Below are 18,596 nucleotides of genomic sequence, written 5' to 3'. Positions count from 1 at the left end.
CGCTTCGCTCCTCCTTTATTTCGCTGCGCAGAGCACACCATCGACGTGAGCGGCTCAGAGCGGTCGTTGATCGAGCGACACAAGCGCAGCGCCCTCGTACGAATGGCATCGGGTGCTCCCCGCAGCGAAATAAAGGAGGAGCGAAGCGGGGGACATTCGCGGAGGGGAGTACCCGGTGTCAGTCGCACGCGCCCTGAACAAGAGCGCCCTGAATGGCCCCGCTCCCGCTCCAAAACAGCAGCCCTACCAGCGCAACAACCGAGGCCCCAACACAGCCCCGATCAGCACCGGCACAGCGATCCCGCTCACGTACCAGACAGCAAGGAACGGCGCCGTCAGCTCCATGCAGTGCAGCGCATAGACAGCGGCCCCCACACCGCCCGCCAACGCCCCAGCCGCCGCACCGGCCAACGCAGGCCGCGTAGGAGCCAGGCCCCGAAGAGCGATCATCGTTGCCGCAAAAACAGGCAGCGCCATGAACGAAATGCTCAGCGCGCAAATGCGCCACGACTGCCCCATCAGCGACGGCATCCGCTCCTCGATCGGCACCGAGAACCACACCACGCCGGCCAGCACCCATATCGCCAGCACCGGCAACGCCGCACCGACCCAAGACCGCCGCACCGCCACGCCCGGACGCGCCAGCCGCTGCACCATCACGAATGCCGCCGCCGCGATGCACAGCGGAAACAGCACCTTCACCCAGAACATCGGCCAGAACATCGCCTGCACCAGGTCTTGACGCAGCCCGTATTCCACGAACAGGATCACGAACGACAACGGCAATGCCGCCAGCACCGCCAGCGCAATGCGCCCGCCCGCGCCGCGCCGGCGCACCGCCACGTCGCCCGTCGCCAGCATCGCCACCAGGTCGTCGGTCTTCATGCGGCGCCTCCCCAGCTGTTGCCGAACCGGGCCGCAAGCGCCTTCAGGCCCCGGTGGATGCCGACCTTCACCGCTGACTCAGACATGCCCGTCAGGCTCGCCGTCTCGGCCACCGACAGGCCCTCGATCTTCACGTGCACGATCGGCAGGCGCTGACGCTCGGGCAGGCTGTCGAGCAGGCCGCCCAGGTCGCGCTTCGCATCGCTGGCCTCGGTGGCCGAATCGGCGAACACCGCCAGGTCGTCGTCCAGTGGGTCATGCAGATCTTCGCGGACCGACTTGGCGCGCAGCAGGTCGATCATCTTGTAGCGCGCAATCGCGTGCACCCAGGCCGTCAACGGCTGGTCGCTCTGGTAGGTGTGGCGCTGGTTGTGCATGGCGAGCAGGCATTCCTGGACGAGGTCTTCCACTTCATCGGGCCAGCCAAAGAGGCGCTTGCCGAGAAAGGCGCGCAGGTGCGCGCTGAGTTTCTGCAGGAAGTCGCGGTATGCCCCCGCGTCGCCATCGAGGCCACGAAGGAACAGGCTGCGCAACGCCGCTTCCGCGTCGCTCATCTGCTGCGTCCTGCTGCCTACGGTGTTTCGTGCCATCTCGCCGGCCGGTTACAGCCTTGTCGAAAAAAGATTCCGGCCGATTGTGCCGAAGGCGTCCGCTTGCAAGCACCACGCACCATCGGTACATTGTGTTTTTTGAGGGCTACCCATGTCTGCAGACAGCACAGCGATCCCTTCCGGCACCCCCATCGGCACCACGTTCACCCCGCCGCTTCCGGCCGCCGAACCGGCGCCGAGCGCCCTCGGTGCCACGCCCTTCCCTCCGCTCCACGCCTCCACATCGACCGGCCACATCCGCCTGACCTCGCACGCCGGGGGCTTCGGCGCCCTGCCCATCCAGTGGGCCGCGGCCACCGCCACCGAGCGCGGCCCCGTCGTCGGCACCACCACCAAGCGCGCGCACCGCAACGTCATCGGAACGCACAGCGGCTCGTACAGCGTGTACCGGGCGCTGGCGGTGGCCTCGGGCGCGCTCAAGCGCGAGCACAAGGCCGACCTGACCAACACCGCGCCAACCGACGTGATTGGGCCGTATCCGCAATGGAGCGAGCCGGGCCGCATCGTCTCGCTGGACCCGTGGGGCGCGCTGGTGGCCGATGTGTTCTCCACTGAACTCGCGGCCGGCTACGACATCCGCCCGACCATCGCGATCACCAAGGCGCACGTGATCCTGCCGGAAGTGATCGAGGCGCTGCAAAGCGGCCGGCTCAAGGCCGATGGCCATTTCCTCACCACGGGCGGCGCCGCGATGGTGACCAAGGCGGCCATCGAACCCGTGTGGTACCTGCCCGAGGTGGCGCGCCGTTTCGGCTGTTCCGAGACCGACCTGCGCCGCACGCTGTTCGAAGAAACAGGCGGCATGTACCCCGAGCTGGTCACGCGCTCCGACCTCGAAGTGTTCTTGCCGCCCATCGGCGGGCAGACGCTGTACATCTTCGGCAACCCGCGCGACCTGGCCAACCCGGCGGTCGAACTCACCGCGCGCATTCACGACGAGTGCAACGGCTCCGACGTGTTCGGCTCCGACATCTGCACCTGCCGCCCGTACCTTACGCACGCCATCGAGGAATGCATCATGGGCGCTCAGCGCGGCGGCGTGGGCCTCATCGCCTACTCGCGCAAGGAAGGCCGGGCGCTGGGCGAGGTGACCAAGTTCCTGGTCTACAACGCGCGCAAGCGGCAGGTCGGCGGCGACACGGCCGACCAGTATTTCGCGCGCACCGAGTGCGTGGCCGGCGTGCAGGACATGCGCTTCCAGGAGCTGATGCCCGACGTCTTCCATTGGCTCGGCATCAAGAAGATCCATCGGCTCGTGTCGATGAGCAACATGAAGTTCGACGCGATCACCGGCTCGGGCATCGAGATCGGCGAACGCGTGAACATTCCCGACGAACTGATTCCGGCCGACGCCCGCGTCGAGATGGACGCCAAGATGGCGGCCGGCTACTTCACGCCCGGCCCGGTGCCGGATGCCGAAGAACTGAAAAAGGCCAAGGGCCGCGGACTGACCGAATGACCACCAGCAACAACACCGCCCCCCACATGCCCGTCGACGGTTCCGGCAGCCTGCCGCCCGGCGGCGCGGGCAGGGTCGATCCGTCGATCGAATTCACCGCCGACACGGCCCACCCGGCCGGCGCCGCCTCGCTGCTGCGCACCACCGCCGCCATCCGCCAGCGCGCCGGCGCCCTGCTGGCGCGCGCGCGGCGCGGCGAATCGCAGTGGTTTCGCATCGGCGACGACGACACGCTCGAAGACACGGCACGCACCGTGGCCGAGGTCACGCGCGAGCGTTATCCCTGGGACACCATTCCCTACCACAGCCGCTGGCGCCACTTCGAGGCCGGAGGCACCGGCCGCATCGAGGCGCTCAATGCCCAGCTGGGCAAGCTCGATGCGCGCCAGCGCGCCCGCGCCCACATCGACCTGGTGCTGGTGAGCGTGCTGCTCGACGCCGGTGCCGGCCCCGACTGGCACTACACCGAGTCGGCCACCGGGGAGCGCTTCACGCGCTCCGAAGGGCTGGGCGTGGCGAGCTTCCATGCCTTTACCAGCGGGCTTTTTTCCTCCGATCCGGCGCATCCGCTGCAGGTCGATGCGGCCGGGCTACGCGGCCTGGTGACCGACCGGTTGGGCGACGCCTTCCAGGTCAGCGAGGTCAATCCGCTGGTCGGCCTGACGGGCCGCGCCACGCTGCTGCGCCGGCTGGGCGAGGCGATGACCGAGCAGCCCGAAATCTTCGGCGACGACGGCCGCCCCGGCCGGCTGTTCGACGCGCTGGTCGGCCCTTACGGCCCGGCCGCGCCGCCCACGGCCGAGATCACGGCGCACCAGATCCTGTCGCTACTGCTCGATTCGCTCTCGCGCATCTGGCCTTCGGCCAATGCCGTCGACAGCATCGCGGCCGATGGCAGCGACAACGCGGGCGGCATCGGCTCGGGCGATCCGGCGCTGGCGCTGGGCGACTGCTGGCGCCACGGCGCGGTGCACGGCCCCGGCCTCACCAACGGCTGGATGCCTTTTCACAAGCTCTCGCAATGGCTCACCTATTCGCTGCTCGAACCGTTCGAGTGGGCGGGCGTGAAGGTGCGGCACCTCGACGCGCTCACCGCCCTGCCCGAGTACCGCAACGGCGGCCTGCTGATCGACAGCGGCGTGATCGTGCCGAAAGACCCGGCATTTTTCACCCGCCGCTGGAAGGCGAGTGACGAATTCATCGTCGAATGGCGCGCGCTGACCGTGGCGCTGCTCGACGAAGTGGCGCCGCGCGTGCGCAAGGTGCTCGACCGCACCGAGGAAGAATTGCCGCTGGCCTGCGTGCTCGAAGGTGGCACCTGGGCCGCGGGCCGGGCGCTGGCACAGCGCTTGCGAGACGGTGCTCCGCCCTTGCTGATCGAGAGCGACGGCACCGTCTTTTAGACTCACCGGTTCAGCAACGGTAGAAATAATTCCAATGAGCAACGTCCATCTCGTCAATCACCCCCTCGTCCAGCACAAGCTCACGCTGATGCGCCGCAAGGATGCGTCCACCAACAGCTTCCGCCGGCTCCTCAATGAAATCAGCATGCTGATGGCCTACGAGGTCACGCGCGACATGCCCATGCAGGACATCGAGGTCGAAACGCCCCTGGAGACCATGCAGGCCAAGGTCATCGACGGCAAGAAGCTGGTGCTGGTGTCCATCCTTCGTGCCGGCACCGGCATCCTGGACGGCATGCTGACCGTGGTGCCCGGCGCCCGCGTCGGCCACATCGGCCTGTACCGCGACCCCAAGACCCTGACCGCCGTCGAGTACTACTTCAAGATGCCCGGCGAAATGGACAGCCGCGACGTGATCGTGGTCGACCCGATGCTGGCCACCGGCAACTCGGCCGTGGCCGCGGTCGAGCGCCTGAAGGAGCTCAACCCCAAGTCGATCAAGTTCGTCTGCCTGCTGACCTGCCCCGAAGGCGTGAAGACGATGCAGACCGCGCACCCCGACGTGCCGATCTACACCGCCGCCATCGACCGCGAACTCGACAGCCACGGCTACATCCTGCCCGGCCTCGGCGACGCCGGCGACCGCATCTTCGGCACGAAGTAACCCCACCTGCGGCGGCCCTCCATGGGCCGCCCGGTTGTCCCTTGCGACAGCCCAGAACAAGATTTCCACACCTCGAGGAGAAGCACCGTGACAGCACGCCGCCAGTTGATCGTTCGTTCCGTCGCCCTTGCCGCAGCAGCGCTTGCGGTCGGCGCCCCCGGCCTTGCGCTTGCGCAGGCCAAGCTGAAAGTGGCGGCGGTGTACACCGTGCCCTTCGAGCAGCAATGGGTGGGCCGCATACACAAGGCGCTCAAGGCAGCGGAAGCGCGCGGCGAGATCGAATACAAGGCCACCGAGAACGTGAGCAATGCCGACTACGAACGCGTGATGCGCGAGTACGCCACCGGCGGCAACCAGCTCATCCTGGGCGAGGTGTTCGGCGTTGAAGCTGCGGCACGCAAGGTCGCGAAAGACTTCCCCAAGGTCGCCTTCCTGATGGGCTCGTCGCTCAAGCCGCAGGCGCCCAACTTCAGCGTGTTCGACAACTACATCCAGGAGCCGGCCTACCTGAGCGGCATGGTGGCCGGCGGCGTGACCAAGAGCAACCGCATCGGCATGGTCGGCGGCTTTCCCATTCCCGAAGTCAACCGCCTGATGAACGCGTTCATGGCCGGTGCCAAGGAAACGAATCCGAAGGTCGAGTTCAGCGTGAGCTTCATCAACAGCTGGTTCGACCCGCCGAAGGCCAAGGAAGCCGCCTTTGCCATGATCGACAAGGGCGCCGACGTGATGTACGCCGAGCGCTTCGGCGTGTCGGACGCGGCCAAGGAAAAGGGCAAGCTCGCCATCGGCAACGTGATCGACACCCAGGCGCAGTACCCCGACACGGTGGTCGCTTCGGCCCTGTGGAATTTCGAGCCCTCGGCCGACCGCGCGATCAAGCTCGTGAAGGAAGGCAAGTTCGCCGCCGAAGACTACGGCGTGTACTCGCAGATGAAGCACAAGGGCTCCGAACTGGCGCCGCTGGGCACCTTCGAGAAGAAGGTGCCGGCCGACATCATCGCCAAGGTGAAGGCCAAACAGGCCGACATTCTTGCCGGCAAGTTCACCGTGAAGGTGGACGACGGCCAGCCCAAGTCAACCGCCAAATAAACAGGCAAGCAGCCCCGAAGACCTATGAAGCGTGCGCGATGGCGGACCGCAATCCATGGTGTGGCCGTCGCGGCGTTGGCCGTCGGGCTCGCCGCATGTAAACCCGAGGCCACGGGCACGGCGGCGGGTGTGCCGGCCGCCGAAACTGCCGCGGCTGCGACTGCGACTGCGACTGCGGCACCACCGGTAGCAGCAGCCTCGGCGGCGGCGGCAACGCCAGCAGCGCCGCCCCCCGCGGTCGCGGCACCGGTCGGTATTCCCGCGGCGCTGCAGGAGCGTGCCGACGCCCTGCTCGCCGCGCACCGCCAGATGATCGTGCTGATGACCGGCGAGCGAAAGCTCGACGCGGCCGAGAAGCGCGCGGTCGGCGCGGTCGGCCAGCAGCTGTTCCACGACATGCAGGAGCGCCAGCGCGCGCTGATCGCCCAGGCCGGCGACATGGCCGACCCGGCCACGGTGCCGGCCCTGAACGCGCTGCTCGACCGCATCGAAAGCGAGCCCAGTTGGTTCGATGCCGACCGCCTGGCATTCAAGGAATTCCTGGGCGAGCTGAGCACGCGCTATGGCCAGGCGCAATCGCTGTCGGGGCTCAAGCTCGGCCGTCGCGCCAGCGAAGACCTGGCCGTGCTCGCCGAGATCGAGCAGGCCTACGACCGCGAGCTGAAAGACGTGTTCGGCCGCTTCGCCCAGCGCGGCATCGAGCCCAAGCGCGAGAAGTGGGCCGACTACGTGACCAAGCTGCAGGGCCTGTACTCGCGCGAGCAGATCCTGAAAGACTTCGGCGCCATCGTTCCCTACACGCAGGCCCCGGGCGGCGCCAAGGAAAAGGAAAGCGCCGACGCACGAGAGATCTACGGCACCTCGCTGCCCGCCAAGACCGTGGTGCTGACCTTCGACGACGGCCCGCACGCAAAGCACACCGACGAGATCCTCGAAATATTGAAGCGCTACGACGCGCCCGCCATCTTCTTCCAGCTCGGACAGAACCTCGGCAAGCTCGACGCGCAGGGCAAGGCGCAGCTCGGCGCCAACGGTGCGGTCGCCAAGCGCGTGCTGGCCGCCGGCCATGTGCTGGCCAACCACAGCTTCAGCCACGGCATGATGGCCAAGATGAGCGACGACGCGGTGCGCGTCGAGGCCAGCGAAACCGAAACCCTGCTCGATGCCACCGGCCGGCCGCAGTCCACCCTCTTCCGCTTTCCCTACGGCGCGCGCAACGAAGCCAAGCTCACCACCGTCGAGGCGCTCAAGCTGCGCTCGATGCTGTGGACCGTCGACTCGATGGACTGGGCCGACCCGGTGCCCAAGTCGATTGCCGACCGCGTGCTGGCCGAGGTCGACAAGGCCAAGCGCGGCGTGATTCTTTTCCACGACATCCAGGGCCGCACCGTGCAGGCGCTGCCCACGGTGCTCGACCAGTTGGTGGCCGACGGCTACCGCTTCGCCACCTGGCGCGACGGCAAGTTCATCGTCAACGCGCCCAAGAAGGCGGCGCCCGACGACGGCGTGGCCGCCACCTCCGGCGACACGCTCTACCGCGAAAGCCACGCGCTGGTGATCGGCATCGACAAGTACGCCAAGTGGCCCGGCCTGCACCACGCGGTGCCCGACGCCAAGGCCATGGAGCAATTGCTGGTCACGCGCTTCGGCTTCAAGCCCGAGAACGTCACCGCGCTGTACGACGGCGAAGCCACGCGCGCCAACATCCTGCGCGCACTGAATGAAAAGCTGACCGACGGCAAGCGCGTGAAGCGCGACGACCGCGTGCTGGTGTTCTTTGCCGGCCATGGCAGCACCCGCAAGCTCGCCAGCGGACGCGATGTCGGCTACATCGTTCCGGTCGATGCCACGCTGGACAACCTGCCTTCGGATGCCATCTCGATGCCGCAGCTGCAGGAGGTGGCCGAGGCGCTGTCGGCCAAGCATGTGCTGTTCCTGGTGGACGCCTGCTACTCCGGCCTGGGCCTCACGCGCGGCGGCGGCCCGCAAGGCAGCAAGAATTTCCTGACCGACAACGCGCGCCGCATCGGCCGCCAGATGCTCACCGCCGGCGGCGCCGACCAGCAGGTGGCCGACGACGGCCCCGGTGGCCATTCGGTGTTTACCTGGACGATGCTGCAGGCGCTGTCGGGCAAGGCCGACCTGAACGGCGACGGCGTCATCACCGGCACCGAGCTTGCAGCCTACGTGGCGCCGGCGGTGTCGGCCATTGCGCGGCAAACGCCGGCCTTCGGCAGCCTGCCCGGCTCCGAGGGCGGCGAGTTCGTGTTCGCGTTGCCCACCGAGCGCGAAGGCCTGAGCGGCGACAGCCTGCAGCTCGATGCCGCCTCCAGCCAGGTCAACAAGCGCATCGACCAGGCCAACGAACAGGCCGTGCACGCCGCAGCCCCACCCAAGGCCACCAAGGCGGGCCCCGCCTCGCCGGCCGCCGTCGAGGTGGTGGTGAAAAACCTGGAAGGCGCCGACACCAAGCTGACCATGCCGGCCGCCGCGCCGCTGGCACCGCGCGTGGCCGCCCAGCGCGCCAACGACCGCGGCCTGCAGCTGTACCGCGAACGCCGCTACGACGAGGCCGAGGCCGCCTTCACCGAAGCGCTGAAGCTGCAGCCGCGCTTTGCGCTGGCCGCCAACAACCTGGGCTTCGTGTACTTCAAGCGCGGCAAGCCGGTCGAGGCCGCACGCTGGTTCGAGCAGGCCATCGACATGGACGGCAGCCGCGCCCTGGCCTACCTGAACCTGGGCGACGCCCACCTGCAGGCCGGCAACGACGCCAAGGCGCTCGCCGCCTACACCACCTTCGTCGGCCTGGCACCGAAGCACGCGCGCGTCGCGGCGCTGCAGGCCTGGATTGCCGCGCCCGACGCCGAACACCGCCCTCAACTACCGCCCACCAACTCATGACGATGACGAAAACTTCCTCGCTGCGCCAACGCCTGCGCGCACCGCTCCTGGCGGCCACGCTCGGCGCGCTCGGCCTCGTGCTGACGGGCTGCGTCGGCGTCTACAAGTCCGATGTGGTGAGCATCAACAGCAGCACGCGGCTGGACGACACGCCGCGCATCGCGGTCATCTCGGCCTTCGAGCCCGAGTTGGTGCTGCTGCTGGCGCGGTTGCAGAACCCGGTGAAGCACAGCGTGAACGGCGTGGTGTTCACCACCGGCACGCTCGAAGGCAAGCCCGTGGTGCTGTTCCTGTCGGGCATCAGCATGACCAACGCGACCATGAACACGCAGCTGGCGCTGAACCGCTTTCGCGTCACGAACATCGTGTTCAGCGGCATCGCGGGCGGTGTGAACCCGCAGTTGCACGTGGGCGACGTCACGGTGCCGGCGCAATGGGGCCAGTACCTCGAAGTGCTGATGGCGCGCGAAACCGCGCCGGGCAAGTACAGCGCGCCGCCCTTCATCACCGACGCCACGCTGCCGAATTTCGGCATGATGTTCCCGCGTCCGGTCGAGGTGCGCTCGGCGGCCAGGCCGGAGATCGTGCGCAAGTTCTGGTTCGAGGCCGACGCGAAGATGCTCGAGGTGGCGCGCGGCATCCGCAATGTCGACCTGGCGAACTGCAACGCCGGCAAGTGCCTGGCGCGCAAGCCGCAGCTGGTCATCGGCGGCAACGGCGTCTCGGGCCAGGCCTTCATGGACAACAAGGCCTATCGCGAATACACCTACAAGACCTTCCAGGCCAACGTGCTCGACATGGAAACCGCGGCCGTGGGCATGGTCGCCTACAGCAACGGCGTGCCGTACATCGCCTTCCGCTCGCTCAGCGACCTCGCGGGCGGCGGCGAAGGCGAGAACGAAATGGGCACCTTCATGAGCATTGCCGCGGACAACTCGGCCAAGGTCATGCTGGCCTTCCTCGCCGCCTGGAAGTGACGGGCACGCCCGCTCATTCCATGCGCCCCCTGCGCCTTGTCCTGCTTCCCGGCATGGACGGCACGGGCGACCTTTTCGAGCCCCTGGCGCAGGCGATGCAAGCCACGGAACGGCATGGCACCATCGACGTGGTGCGTTACTCCGGCACCGAAGCCATGGGCTACGACGAGCTCGAGCGGCTCGTGCGCGCCCAGCTCCCGGCCGACCAGCCCTTCGTGCTGCTCGGCGAATCGTTCTCGGGCCCGCTGGCCATCTCGATCGCGGCATCGCCGCCACCGGGACTGCGCGGCCTCATCCTGTGCTGCAGCTTTGCCCGCAGCCCCAAGCCCGGACTGGCATTGCTGCGTGGCGGCCTGCTCGATATGGCGATGAAATTCATGCACTCCGACCTGATGCGCGGCCCCATGCGCCACATGCTGCTGGGCCGCTTCTCCACGCCGCGCCTTGCCGGGCTGCTGCAAGGCTCGCTGCAGAAAGTGACGGCTGCCGTGATGACGCGCCGCATGAAGGAAGTGCAGCGCGTGAACGTGGTCGACAAGCTGTGCCTGGTGCGCGTGCCTGCCATGTACCTGCAGGCCATGCAGGACCGCATCGTGCCCGCGCAGGCGGCGCGCACCATCCAGCGTGCCCTGTCGGGCCTTCGCATCGTGCGCCTGGAAGGGCCGCACGGCCTGCTGCAGGCGGCGCCGGTCGCCACCGCGCAGGCCATTCAAAACTTTTGCCGCGAACTCGGCAACCCCGGGCCCGCCACGCCATGAACCCCACCGTGCTCCGGCTCTCGGGCATCACCAAACGCTTCGGCGAACTGGTGGCCAACGATGCCATTTCCCTCGATCTGCAAGCCGGCGAGGTGCTCGCGCTGCTCGGCGAAAACGGCGCGGGCAAGTCGACGCTGATGTCGATCCTGTTCGGCCACTACGTTGCCGACGAAGGCCGCATCGAAGTGTTCGGTGCACCGCTGCCGCCCGGCAACCCCAAGGCCGCGCTCGCCGCCGGTGTGGGCATGGTGCACCAGCACTTCACGCTGGCCGACAACCTGAGCGTGCTCGACAACGTGATGATGGGCACCGAGCCGCTGTGGCGCCCGGTGTCGCGCCGCGCAGCCGCGCGCGCCCGGCTGCTCGAAGTGGCCCAGCGCTTCGGCCTGCCGGTGCAGCCCGACGCGAAGATCGGCAGCCTGTCTGTCGGCGAACGCCAGCGCGTCGAAATTCTCAAGGCGCTGTACCGCGGCGCGCGCATCCTGATCCTCGACGAGCCGACCGCCGTGCTCACGCCGCAGGAAAGCGAGGCCCTGTTCGCCACGCTCGCGCAGATGGTGGCGCAGGGCCTGTCGGTCATCTTCATCAGCCACAAGCTGGGCGAGGTGCTGCGGGTGTCGCACCGCGTGGCCGTGCTGCGCGGCGGCAAGCTGGTGGCCGAGGCCCGCACGGCCGACACCACGCAGGCGCAACTGGCGCTGTGGATGGTCGGGCATGCGGTCGAGGCGCCGCAGCGGCGGCCGGCCAGGTCGGTGGGTGATGCCATTTGCGTGCTCGACCACGTGAGCACCGCATCGGCCAAGGATGGCGGGCAAGACCGGCTGCGCGAGGTGTCGCTGACCTTGCGCGCCGGAGAAATCACCGCCATCGCGGGCGTCTCCGGCAACGGGCAGGTGGCGCTGGCCGAGCTGCTGTGCGGCACGCGCCGCGCCGTCTCCGGCTCCGCCCAGCTGATGGGCCGCGCACTGCCGCCCTCGCCCGCCAGGCTGGTGCAGCGCGGCGTGGCGCGCATTCCGGAAGACCGGCATGCGGTCGGCGTGGTCGGCGATCTGCCGGTGTGGGAAAACGCGGTGTCGGAGCGGCTGCGCAGCCCGGTCTTCTCGCGCTGGTCTTTCATCGTGAAGCGCGCCGCCGCGCGACTGCACGCCCGGCGCATCGAAAAAGCATTCGACGTGCGCGGTGCCGGCCTGATGGCGCCGGCCCGCTCGCTCTCTGGCGGGAACATGCAGAAACTGATTCTGGGGCGCGCCCTGCTGGCGCCCGAACAGGCCGAAGAGGCCAAGGGAAGCGACAACAAGAAATACCCGACGCGCGCGCCGCGCCTCATCGTCGCGCACCAGCCGACCTGGGGCCTGGACATCGGCGCCGTCGCCTACGTGCAGCAGCAGCTCATTGCCGCGCGCGATGCAGGCGCGGCGGTGCTGGTGATTTCCGACGACCTCGACGAAGTGCTCACGCTCGGCGACCGCGTGGCCGTGATGCACGGCGGCCACCTGGGCGAAGCACGGCCGGCCGCGGCCTGGACGCGCGAAGCCATCGGGCTGGCCATGGCCGGTGCCACGGCAGCCAACGCCCCGCAACGCACGGGAGCCGCGCCATGATGCGGCTCGAACGACGCCACGAAACCTCGCGCGCCGCGCTGGTGCTCGCGCCCATCGGCGCGGTCGTCTTCACCATGGTGGTGAGCGCGCTGCTGGTGCTGTGGGCCGGCGCCCCCGTCGGCCGCACCTACGCGCTGCTGCTGCAGGGCGGCTTCGGCTCGGTGTTCGCGTGGAGCGAGACGCTCACGCGCGCCATTCCGCTCATCCTCACCGGCCTCGCGGCCACCGTCGCATTCAAGGCGCGGCTGTTCAACATCGGCGCCGAGGGCCAGCTCTATGCGGGCGCGTTGGCGGCCGTGGCGGTCGGCGGCATGCACGGTGGCACCGGTTTCGAGCTGTCGCCGTGGCTGCTGTTCCCACTGATGATGCTGGCCGCGGCCGTGGCCGGCGCGCTGATGCTGCTGGGCCCGGCGCTCATGAAGAACAAGCTCGGCGTCGACGAGGTGGTGACCACGCTGCTGATCAACTTCATCGTGCTGCTGGGAGTGTCGGCATTGCTCGACGGGCCGATGAAAGACCCGACCGCGATGGGCTGGCCGCAGAGCGTGTCGCTGCAGTCCGACCTGGAACTCGGCAAGCTGATCGCGCAGACGCGCGTGCACACCGGGCTGCTCTGGGCCGTGTCGCTCGCGGTGATGGTCTGGGCGATTTTCAAATACACCGTGCTGGGCTTCGACATCCGCGCCGTGGGCGCCAACGCGCGCGCCGCCGCCTTTGCCGGCGTGCCGGTGACGCGCACCGTGGTCATGGTGGCGCTGCTTTCTGGCGCGCTGGCCGGGCTGGCCGGCGCCATCGAGGTGGCGGGCCGCACCAGCTACGTCACGCTCGACATGTCGCCGGGCTACGGCTACACCGGCATCGTGATCGCGATGCTCGCCGGGTTGCACCCGCTGGGCGTGATTGCCGCCGGCGTGTTCGTGGCCGGCGTGCTGGTCGGCGCGGACACCATGAGCCGCGCGGTCGGCGTGCCGACGTACATCGCCGACGTGATCGTCGCAGCCTCGCTGATCGCGGTGCTGGTGGCAACGCTGTTGACGCAATACCGGGTACGGATGAAATGACGACACACCCCTCTTCGGTCTTGCCCCTTCCCCTCCCGGGGGAAGGCTGGGATGGGGGCATCGGCTTCCACTTCGAGCGCCGCCTGCCCCCACCCCAACCCTCCCCCAAAGGGGGAGGGAGAGATACCCGATGACCGATCTGCTCGACATTCTTTCCAACCCCGCCTTCTGGGTCGCGGTGCTGCGCATCGCCACGCCGCTGATCCTCGGCACGCTCGGCGTGCTGCTGTGCGAGCGCGCGGGCGTGCTCAACCTCGGCATCGAAGGGATCATGGTCGCGGGCGCCTTCACCGGCTGGCTCGCGGTGTATGCCGGCGCGCCGCTGTGGGTGGGCGTCGGTGTGGCCGCGCTCACGGGCATGGTGTTCGGCCTGCTGCACGCCTTTCTGACCGTGGGCCTGGCGTTGTCGCAGCACGTGTCGGGCCTGGGCATCACCTTGCTCGCGACCGCACTCAGCTACTTCGGTTACCGCGTGAGCTTTCCGAAGGTCAACACGCCGCCGACCATCACGCCTTTCGCGCCCATGGACTGGCTGCCCGTGCCCATCCTGAACGCGCAGACCGCGCTCACCCTGTTCGCGCTGCTGCTGGTGCCGGTGGTGGGCTGGGTGCTGTACCGCACGCCGCTCGGCCTGGCGCTGCGCATGGCCGGCGAGAACCCGCAGGCCGCCGAAAGCCAGGGCGTGTCGGTCGCGGCCACACGCACGGGGGCCATCGTCGCGGGCTCGGCGCTGATGGGCATGGCGGGTTCGTTCCTCACGCTGTCGGCCTTCAACGCCTTCTTCTTCAACATGGTGAACGGCCGCGGCTGGATCTGCGTGGCGTTGGTGGTGTTCGCCTCGTGGCGGCCCGGCAAGGCGCTGCTCGGCGCGCTGCTGTTCGCCTTCTTCGACGCGCTGCAACTGCGGTTGCAGCAATCGGGCGACGCCGTGCTGCCCTACCAGCTGTACCTGATGCTGCCCTACCTGCTGTCGATCCTGGCGCTGGTGCTGGTGGCGCGAAAGGCCAGCTACCCGCAGGCACTGATGAAGCCGTATCGCAAGGGGGAACGTTGACGATGACGACGATGAAGACGATGAAAAACAAGACCGCGGCAACGCTGCTCGCCGCGCTGCTGGCCCTCTGCAACACCGGTGCGCACGCGCTCGGCAGCGACTACAGCTACGACACCTTCAAGACGCCCGATGCAGTCAGCTGGGTACAGCTGTGCGGCACCTGGGGCAAGAACCACCAGGGCACCTACCGGGTGGTTCATGCGGAACAGTTCGCGCAGTCGTTTCTCTACGTGCAGTGGATGACGCGCGACGCCAATGGCGGCCTGAACGCCGAGCACACCGTCGCCATTGCCGAACTGGACAACGACCATGCGGAGATCGCGCTGTCCGACCTTACGTGCCGCGCCACGCCGCGAGGCATCGTGGTCACGGCAAAGGCCGACTCGGGGCACGACGACAAGCTGCGGCGCGTGACCATCGAAGTCGGGCCGGCGGCCGGGCAATACCGGTATCGGGCGCAGCGCACGCGCTGAGCCGAATGTCGAGCGGAACTCAGCGCTTGAAGTAGCCGGTCAAGCCGTCGATGTAGGTGCTGAACTTGGCGCAAGGCACCCCTTTCCTGGCCATGTGCTCCTTTGCCGTCTTGGTCGTCATGTTCATGACTTCGAAGAGCAACGCATCCTGTTCTTGCTCCGTCGCGAGCCCGCGCTTCTTGCCTTCGGTCCGCACGGTTTCGATGGTCTGCCGAAAAAGAGGCTCGTGCTGTGCCTGCCAAGCCTTGAGCACCTGACGGGTCGGTATGTTTCGCTTCTCGCAATAGTCGCTCCCGAGCGCTGCATGTTCGAAGTACAGAAGATTTTCGGTGGCGCCCGCGAAGGTCAACGCGAAACACGATGGCGTGCTGACGAGCAAGGCGGACAGAGCGAAGGTGGCTTTCATTGGTGACATTCGAGCTTCAATCAAGTCAGCTTACCGCGCCTCGCCGCGCGCCAGCCGCTCCAGCGCATGCACCAGCCGCGCCTGCTGGCGCCATTGGGCAAAGCTCACGCTCGTCTCGGCCAGGAACAGGCGGCTCAGCGTGCGCGGCGACAGCCGGGGTCGTCGACACCCCATAGCGCGATCAGCGGGGGGCCGTCGGCGCGCTCGCTGAGGTCGGGCGGGCCGACTGCTTTCACGTTTGCAAGCGAGCAGCAGTCACCGCTCGCCACAAGCTCCTTGCCAACCCGGACAGTGCGCGCATCGGCGCAGTGACGCGCCATGAATGCGATGCTTCCAACGACGCAATGCGCCGTTCCAGTTGCTCGACGCGAGCCACCTTCTTGTCGAGTTCGCGCCTCAAGGCAGTTCGGTCGAGCGTTGCATGGGTCGGAAACGCGAGGCCTGGTGGTTGCATGAGCGACCCGGTATGCCGCTTCACCGCGGCATCGGCATCCAACTCTTTGCCGATGCGAACTTTCGAGGGATTCGCCACCTGCCCATGCGCGCGCAAGGCGGCTGCGCGGTCCAGCTTTTCGCCAAGGGTTGAACGCAACGCCTCGTAGAGATAGTTCGGATCGTCGATAAAGCGCGGAAAGTCGAGCAGCACGACCGGAACGCCGTGCTTCACGAGCGCATGCAGGAGCTCATGAAAGCCCATCGCAAGCAGCCGCGCCTGGTCGATGGGATTGAGCGAATAGGTGACCCCACCCGCCGTGGTTCCCCAGGACTCCCATTGCTTGCAATCGTCGAGCACAACGGTGCTGCCGTACCGCGCGCGCAACTCGTTGACTGTGCGACTGGTCGCCGCTTCGACAATGCTCCGCATGGGAATGATGACCGCGTCCACTGTCGTCTGTTGATCGGCCAGCAGGCGCTCCACGTATTCATACAACCAGGGCGACTTGACCACATAGGGCGCGTCGGGATTGTTCAGGAGCACATCTTCCAGGCCCGCGTTGGCGTCCTCGTCGTAGCCGGAATGCTGGCCATGGGCAAGGTGGGTGTCCAAGCCGCATTCGGCAAGGTACTGCACCAGGAATGTCGTGCCGGCTCGGCCCGTTCCTGCAATGAGCAAGTGATTCTTCATCTTCTTCCTCCATCTCCCATGCGCCACCGTTCAAACGCCGACATCAACGCGCTCGTTGCCTGGGCAACTTCGCAACTCGAGGTATCGATGACCAGGTCTGGTTGAAGAGGCGGCTCGTAGGCGTCCGAGATGCCTGTGAATTTTGCGACCTCCCCGCAGCGCGCACGCGCATACAGGCCCTTGACGTCGCGCTGCTCGCACGTTGCAAGCGGAGCCCGCACATAGACTTCGCGAAAGACCGTCCCGACGATCTTGCGAGCCATGGCCCGATGAGACCGCATGGGGGACACGGCAGCCACGAGAACCACGAGGCCCTGGTCGCTCAACAACCGGGCGACTTCAGCAATTCTTCTTATGTTCTCGCAACGATCTGCCTGGCCGAACCCCAACTCTTGGCTCAAGCCGCGCCGAACGTCATCCCCATCGAGAATCGCAACCGGCATGCCGTCGGCCACCACGCGTACGCGCAGGCTTTGTGCGATGGTGGATTTGCCGGCACCTGAAAGGCCGGTCAACCATATGACGCACGATCGGTCGCCCCGCTGCTTCGGCATCGACAGCGAATGGCCGTCGTCCCTCATGAGTTGTGGCTTCGCTCGAAACGGCACTCCCGGCCTGTCGATGGCGCGGAGTGGTTCCACGAGAGCCCAATGGAGACAATCAACATGAAACAATGGATAGAAATCTCAGAGCATCAAAGGATAGGCAGCGCCATCTTGTGATTTCTCTCTACAGCGTAAAGTTTTCTTACATGAAAATTAGTGCCTCTTGCCGTGTCTTCGAGAGCACCCTCGTGCAGGCCATTCGATGCTAAATCTCCTCATCACCAACGCCACCCTCCCCGACGGCCGCACCGGCATGTCGATCGCAGTGCAGGACGGCCGCATCGCCGAGGTCACGCAGGGCCTGGACGCACCGGCGCACGAGAAGCTGGACGCGCAGGGCCTGCTGCTCTCGCCGCATTTCGTCGACCCGCACTTTCACATGGACGCCGCGCTGAGCTACGGCCTGCCGCGCGTCAACGAAAGCGGCACGCTGCTCGAAGGCATCGCGCTGTGGGGCGAGCTCAAGCCGTTGCTGACGGCCGATGCGCTGATCGAACGCGCGCTGGCGTATTGCGACTGGGCGGTGGCCAAGGGCTTGCTGGCGGTGCGCTCGCATGTGGACACCAGCGATGCAAGCCTGCTCGCGGTCGATGCGCTGCTGGAGGTCAAGCGCAAGGTGGCGCCTTACCTCGACCTGCAGCTGGTCGCGTTTCCGCAGGATGGCGTGCTGCGTTCGCCGGGCGGCGTCGAGAACATCGAGCGTGCGCTCGACAAGGGCGTGGACGTGGTCGGCGGCATTCCGCATTTCGAGCGCACCATGGCCGACGGTGCCGCGAGCGTGAAGCTGCTGTGCGAAATGGCGGCCGAGCGCGGCAAGCTGGTCGACATGCACTGCGACGAGTCGGACGACCCGCTCTCGCGCCACATCGAAACGCTGGCCTTCGAAGCGCAGCGCCTGGGCATGCAGGGCCGCGTGACCGGCTCGCACTGCACGTCGATGCACTCGATGGACAACTACTACGTGAGCAAGCTGCTGCCGCTGATCGCGCAGAGCGGCGTGGCGGTGATTTCCAACCCGTTGATCAACATCACGCTGCAGGGACGCCACGACAGCTACCCGAAGCGCCGGGGCATGACGCGCGTGCCGGAGCTGATGGCCGCGGGCGTGAACGTGGCCTTCGGGCACGACTGCGTGATGGACCCGTGGTACGGCATGGGTTCGGCTGACATGCTGGAAGTGGCGCACATGGGGCTTCACGTGGCGCAGATGACGAGCCAGGCAGGTATACGCCAGTGCTTCGAGGCGGTGACGACGAATGCGGCGCGGGTGATGCACCTGGAGGGCTACGGGCTTGCGGCCGGTTGCGACGCGAGCTTCGTGCTGTTGCAGGCGCGTGATCCGGTGGAAGCGATTCGTCTGCGCGCGACGCGGCTGAAGGTGTTTCGCAAGGGCAAGTTGCTGGCGGAGACTCCTGCTGCGACGGCTTCGCTTCATCTTCCCGGGCGTGGCAGTGAAACTGGCTGGATGATTTCGAAATCGGCTTGATTCCGTCGTTCGCTTGTTCAGGGCGACGCTCACG

The 18,596-nt window shown here is 67.3% G+C and carries 17 protein-coding genes and 1 pseudogene; 12 read left to right on the top strand and 6 right to left on the bottom strand.

The features are described 5' to 3' along the window. Positions 1–243 precede the first annotated feature (243 nt). On the bottom strand, positions 244–885 hold the full coding sequence (locus DBV14_RS28200) for a DUF1109 domain-containing protein (protein ID WP_124464400.1): 642 nt from the start codon (positions 883–885) through the stop codon (positions 244–246). Further along, positions 882–1,439 carry a sigma-70 family RNA polymerase sigma factor gene (locus DBV14_RS28195; protein ID WP_124464399.1) on the bottom strand — a complete coding sequence of 186 codons (558 nt, stop codon included), beginning with the start codon at positions 1,437–1,439 and terminating at the stop codon, positions 882–884. Before DBV14_RS28195 ends, DBV14_RS28200 begins: the two co-directional genes overlap by 4 nt. Before the next feature lie 148 nt (positions 1,440–1,587). On the opposite strand from DBV14_RS28195, the gene DBV14_RS28190 reads away from it, so the two are divergent. The 11 genes from DBV14_RS28190 to DBV14_RS28140 all read left to right on the top strand — a co-directional run bounded on the left by DBV14_RS28190 (position 1,588) and on the right by DBV14_RS28140 (position 14,939). Next, the gene (locus tag DBV14_RS28190) at positions 1,588–2,955 is read left to right on the top strand and encodes a GTP cyclohydrolase II (RefSeq protein ID WP_124464397.1); all 1,368 of its coding nucleotides are present in this window, start codon (positions 1,588–1,590) and stop codon (positions 2,953–2,955) included. Then, positions 2,952–4,358, top strand: a complete 1,407-nt coding sequence (locus tag DBV14_RS28185; RefSeq protein WP_124464395.1) for a URC4/urg3 family protein — start codon at positions 2,952–2,954, stop codon at positions 4,356–4,358. Before DBV14_RS28190 ends, DBV14_RS28185 begins: the two co-directional genes overlap by 4 nt. Positions 4,359–4,392: 34 nt before the next feature. Continuing rightward, a complete protein-coding gene (upp, locus tag DBV14_RS28180) occupies positions 4,393–5,022 on the top strand; it encodes a uracil phosphoribosyltransferase (protein ID WP_093240978.1) in 630 nt (209 codons plus the stop codon). Positions 5,023–5,109: 87 nt separating this feature from the next. After that, positions 5,110–6,114: a BMP family protein gene (locus DBV14_RS28175; RefSeq protein WP_124464394.1), complete on the top strand. Its 1,005-nt coding sequence runs from the start codon at positions 5,110–5,112 to the stop codon at positions 6,112–6,114. Between the two features lie 24 nt (positions 6,115–6,138). Further along, positions 6,139–9,015 carry a polysaccharide deacetylase family protein gene (locus DBV14_RS28170; protein ID WP_124464392.1) on the top strand — a complete coding sequence of 959 codons (2,877 nt, stop codon included), beginning with the start codon at positions 6,139–6,141 and terminating at the stop codon, positions 9,013–9,015. Beyond that, on the top strand, positions 9,012–9,992 hold the full coding sequence (locus DBV14_RS28165; RefSeq protein WP_185546148.1) for a 5'-methylthioadenosine/S-adenosylhomocysteine nucleosidase: 981 nt from the start codon (positions 9,012–9,014) through the stop codon (positions 9,990–9,992). The genes DBV14_RS28170 and DBV14_RS28165 overlap by 4 nt, the downstream gene beginning before the upstream one ends. Before the next feature lie 20 nt (positions 9,993–10,012). Continuing rightward, positions 10,013–10,750, top strand: coding sequence for an alpha/beta fold hydrolase (locus DBV14_RS28160; protein WP_124464390.1), 738 nt, complete (start codon positions 10,013–10,015; stop codon positions 10,748–10,750). Further along, positions 10,747–12,351, top strand: coding sequence for an ABC transporter ATP-binding protein (locus tag DBV14_RS28155; RefSeq protein WP_124464388.1), 1,605 nt, complete (start codon positions 10,747–10,749; stop codon positions 12,349–12,351). The genes DBV14_RS28160 and DBV14_RS28155 overlap by 4 nt, the downstream gene beginning before the upstream one ends. Further along, on the top strand, positions 12,351–13,412 hold the full coding sequence (locus DBV14_RS28150) for an ABC transporter permease (RefSeq protein WP_185546150.1): 1,062 nt from the start codon (positions 12,351–12,353) through the stop codon (positions 13,410–13,412). The genes DBV14_RS28155 and DBV14_RS28150 overlap by 1 nt, the downstream gene beginning before the upstream one ends. 130 nt (positions 13,413–13,542) lie before the next feature. After that, positions 13,543–14,466, top strand: a complete 924-nt coding sequence (locus DBV14_RS28145) for an ABC transporter permease (protein WP_124464384.1) — start codon at positions 13,543–13,545, stop codon at positions 14,464–14,466. A 20-nt stretch (positions 14,467–14,486) separates the two neighbouring features. Next, positions 14,487–14,939 carry a hypothetical protein gene (locus tag DBV14_RS28140; RefSeq protein WP_124464382.1) on the top strand — a complete coding sequence of 151 codons (453 nt, stop codon included), beginning with the start codon at positions 14,487–14,489 and terminating at the stop codon, positions 14,937–14,939. A 19-nt stretch (positions 14,940–14,958) separates the two neighbouring features. Here the strand turns inward: DBV14_RS28140 and DBV14_RS28135 are convergent, their stop codons facing one another. The 4 genes and pseudogenes from DBV14_RS28135 to cysC form a co-directional block, all read right to left on the bottom strand. Next, positions 14,959–15,345: a hypothetical protein gene (locus tag DBV14_RS28135; protein ID WP_124464380.1), complete on the bottom strand. Its 387-nt coding sequence runs from the start codon at positions 15,343–15,345 to the stop codon at positions 14,959–14,961. Positions 15,346–15,381: 36 nt separating this feature from the next. Further along, positions 15,382–15,498, bottom strand: a pseudogene (locus DBV14_RS28130) (helix-turn-helix domain-containing protein); the annotation flags it as partial. A 79-nt stretch (positions 15,499–15,577) separates the two neighbouring features. After that, complete coding sequence (locus tag DBV14_RS28125; RefSeq protein ID WP_124464379.1) at positions 15,578–16,471, bottom strand: hypothetical protein; 894 nt, start codon at positions 16,469–16,471, stop codon at positions 15,578–15,580. Further along, complete coding sequence (gene cysC / locus DBV14_RS28120) at positions 16,468–17,052, bottom strand: adenylyl-sulfate kinase (protein ID WP_124464377.1); 585 nt, start codon at positions 17,050–17,052, stop codon at positions 16,468–16,470. The genes DBV14_RS28125 and cysC overlap by 4 nt, the downstream gene beginning before the upstream one ends. Before the next feature lie 226 nt (positions 17,053–17,278). Here cysC and DBV14_RS28115 point away from each other — a divergent pair, with 226 nt between their 5' ends. Then, on the top strand, positions 17,279–18,562 hold the full coding sequence (locus tag DBV14_RS28115) for an amidohydrolase family protein (RefSeq protein ID WP_124464375.1): 1,284 nt from the start codon (positions 17,279–17,281) through the stop codon (positions 18,560–18,562). The last annotated feature ends 34 nt before the right edge of the window (positions 18,563–18,596 follow it).

Source organism: Variovorax sp. KBW07, assembly GCF_003852515.1.
Lineage (GTDB): Bacteria > Pseudomonadota > Gammaproteobacteria > Burkholderiales > Burkholderiaceae_C > Variovorax.
The sequence above is the reverse complement of the archived record's forward strand: the minus strand, read 5'-3'. Positions and strand labels throughout refer to the sequence as shown.

What these genes read in the sequence shown, in the direction of transcription:
- DBV14_RS28155 (WP_124464388.1), top strand. Translation starts at nt 10,747, where the DNA reads ATGAACCCCACCGTGCTCCGGCTCTCGGGCATCACCAAACGCTTCGGC.
- cysC (WP_124464377.1), bottom strand. Translation starts at nt 17,052, where the DNA reads ATGAGGGACGACGGCCATTCGCTGTCGATGCCGAAGCAGCGGGGCGAC.
- upp (WP_093240978.1), top strand. Translation starts at nt 4,393, where the DNA reads ATGAGCAACGTCCATCTCGTCAATCACCCCCTCGTCCAGCACAAGCTC.
- DBV14_RS28185 (WP_124464395.1), top strand. Translation starts at nt 2,952, where the DNA reads ATGACCACCAGCAACAACACCGCCCCCCACATGCCCGTCGACGGTTCC.
- DBV14_RS28190 (WP_124464397.1), top strand. Translation starts at nt 1,588, where the DNA reads ATGTCTGCAGACAGCACAGCGATCCCTTCCGGCACCCCCATCGGCACC.
- DBV14_RS28200 (WP_124464400.1), bottom strand. Translation starts at nt 885, where the DNA reads ATGAAGACCGACGACCTGGTGGCGATGCTGGCGACGGGCGACGTGGCG.
- DBV14_RS28195 (WP_124464399.1), bottom strand. Translation starts at nt 1,439, where the DNA reads ATGAGCGACGCGGAAGCGGCGTTGCGCAGCCTGTTCCTTCGTGGCCTC.
- DBV14_RS28150 (WP_185546150.1), top strand. Translation starts at nt 12,351, where the DNA reads ATGCGGCTCGAACGACGCCACGAAACCTCGCGCGCCGCGCTGGTGCTC.
- DBV14_RS28140 (WP_124464382.1), top strand. Translation starts at nt 14,487, where the DNA reads ATGAAAAACAAGACCGCGGCAACGCTGCTCGCCGCGCTGCTGGCCCTC.
- DBV14_RS28165 (WP_185546148.1), top strand. Translation starts at nt 9,012, where the DNA reads ATGACGATGACGAAAACTTCCTCGCTGCGCCAACGCCTGCGCGCACCG.
- DBV14_RS28115 (WP_124464375.1), top strand. Translation starts at nt 17,279, where the DNA reads ATGCTAAATCTCCTCATCACCAACGCCACCCTCCCCGACGGCCGCACC.
- DBV14_RS28170 (WP_124464392.1), top strand. Translation starts at nt 6,139, where the DNA reads ATGAAGCGTGCGCGATGGCGGACCGCAATCCATGGTGTGGCCGTCGCG.
- DBV14_RS28125 (WP_124464379.1), bottom strand. Translation starts at nt 16,471, where the DNA reads ATGAAGAATCACTTGCTCATTGCAGGAACGGGCCGAGCCGGCACGACA.
- DBV14_RS28145 (WP_124464384.1), top strand. Translation starts at nt 13,543, where the DNA reads ATGACCGATCTGCTCGACATTCTTTCCAACCCCGCCTTCTGGGTCGCG.
- DBV14_RS28160 (WP_124464390.1), top strand. Translation starts at nt 10,013, where the DNA reads ATGCGCCCCCTGCGCCTTGTCCTGCTTCCCGGCATGGACGGCACGGGC.
- DBV14_RS28135 (WP_124464380.1), bottom strand. Translation starts at nt 15,345, where the DNA reads ATGAAAGCCACCTTCGCTCTGTCCGCCTTGCTCGTCAGCACGCCATCG.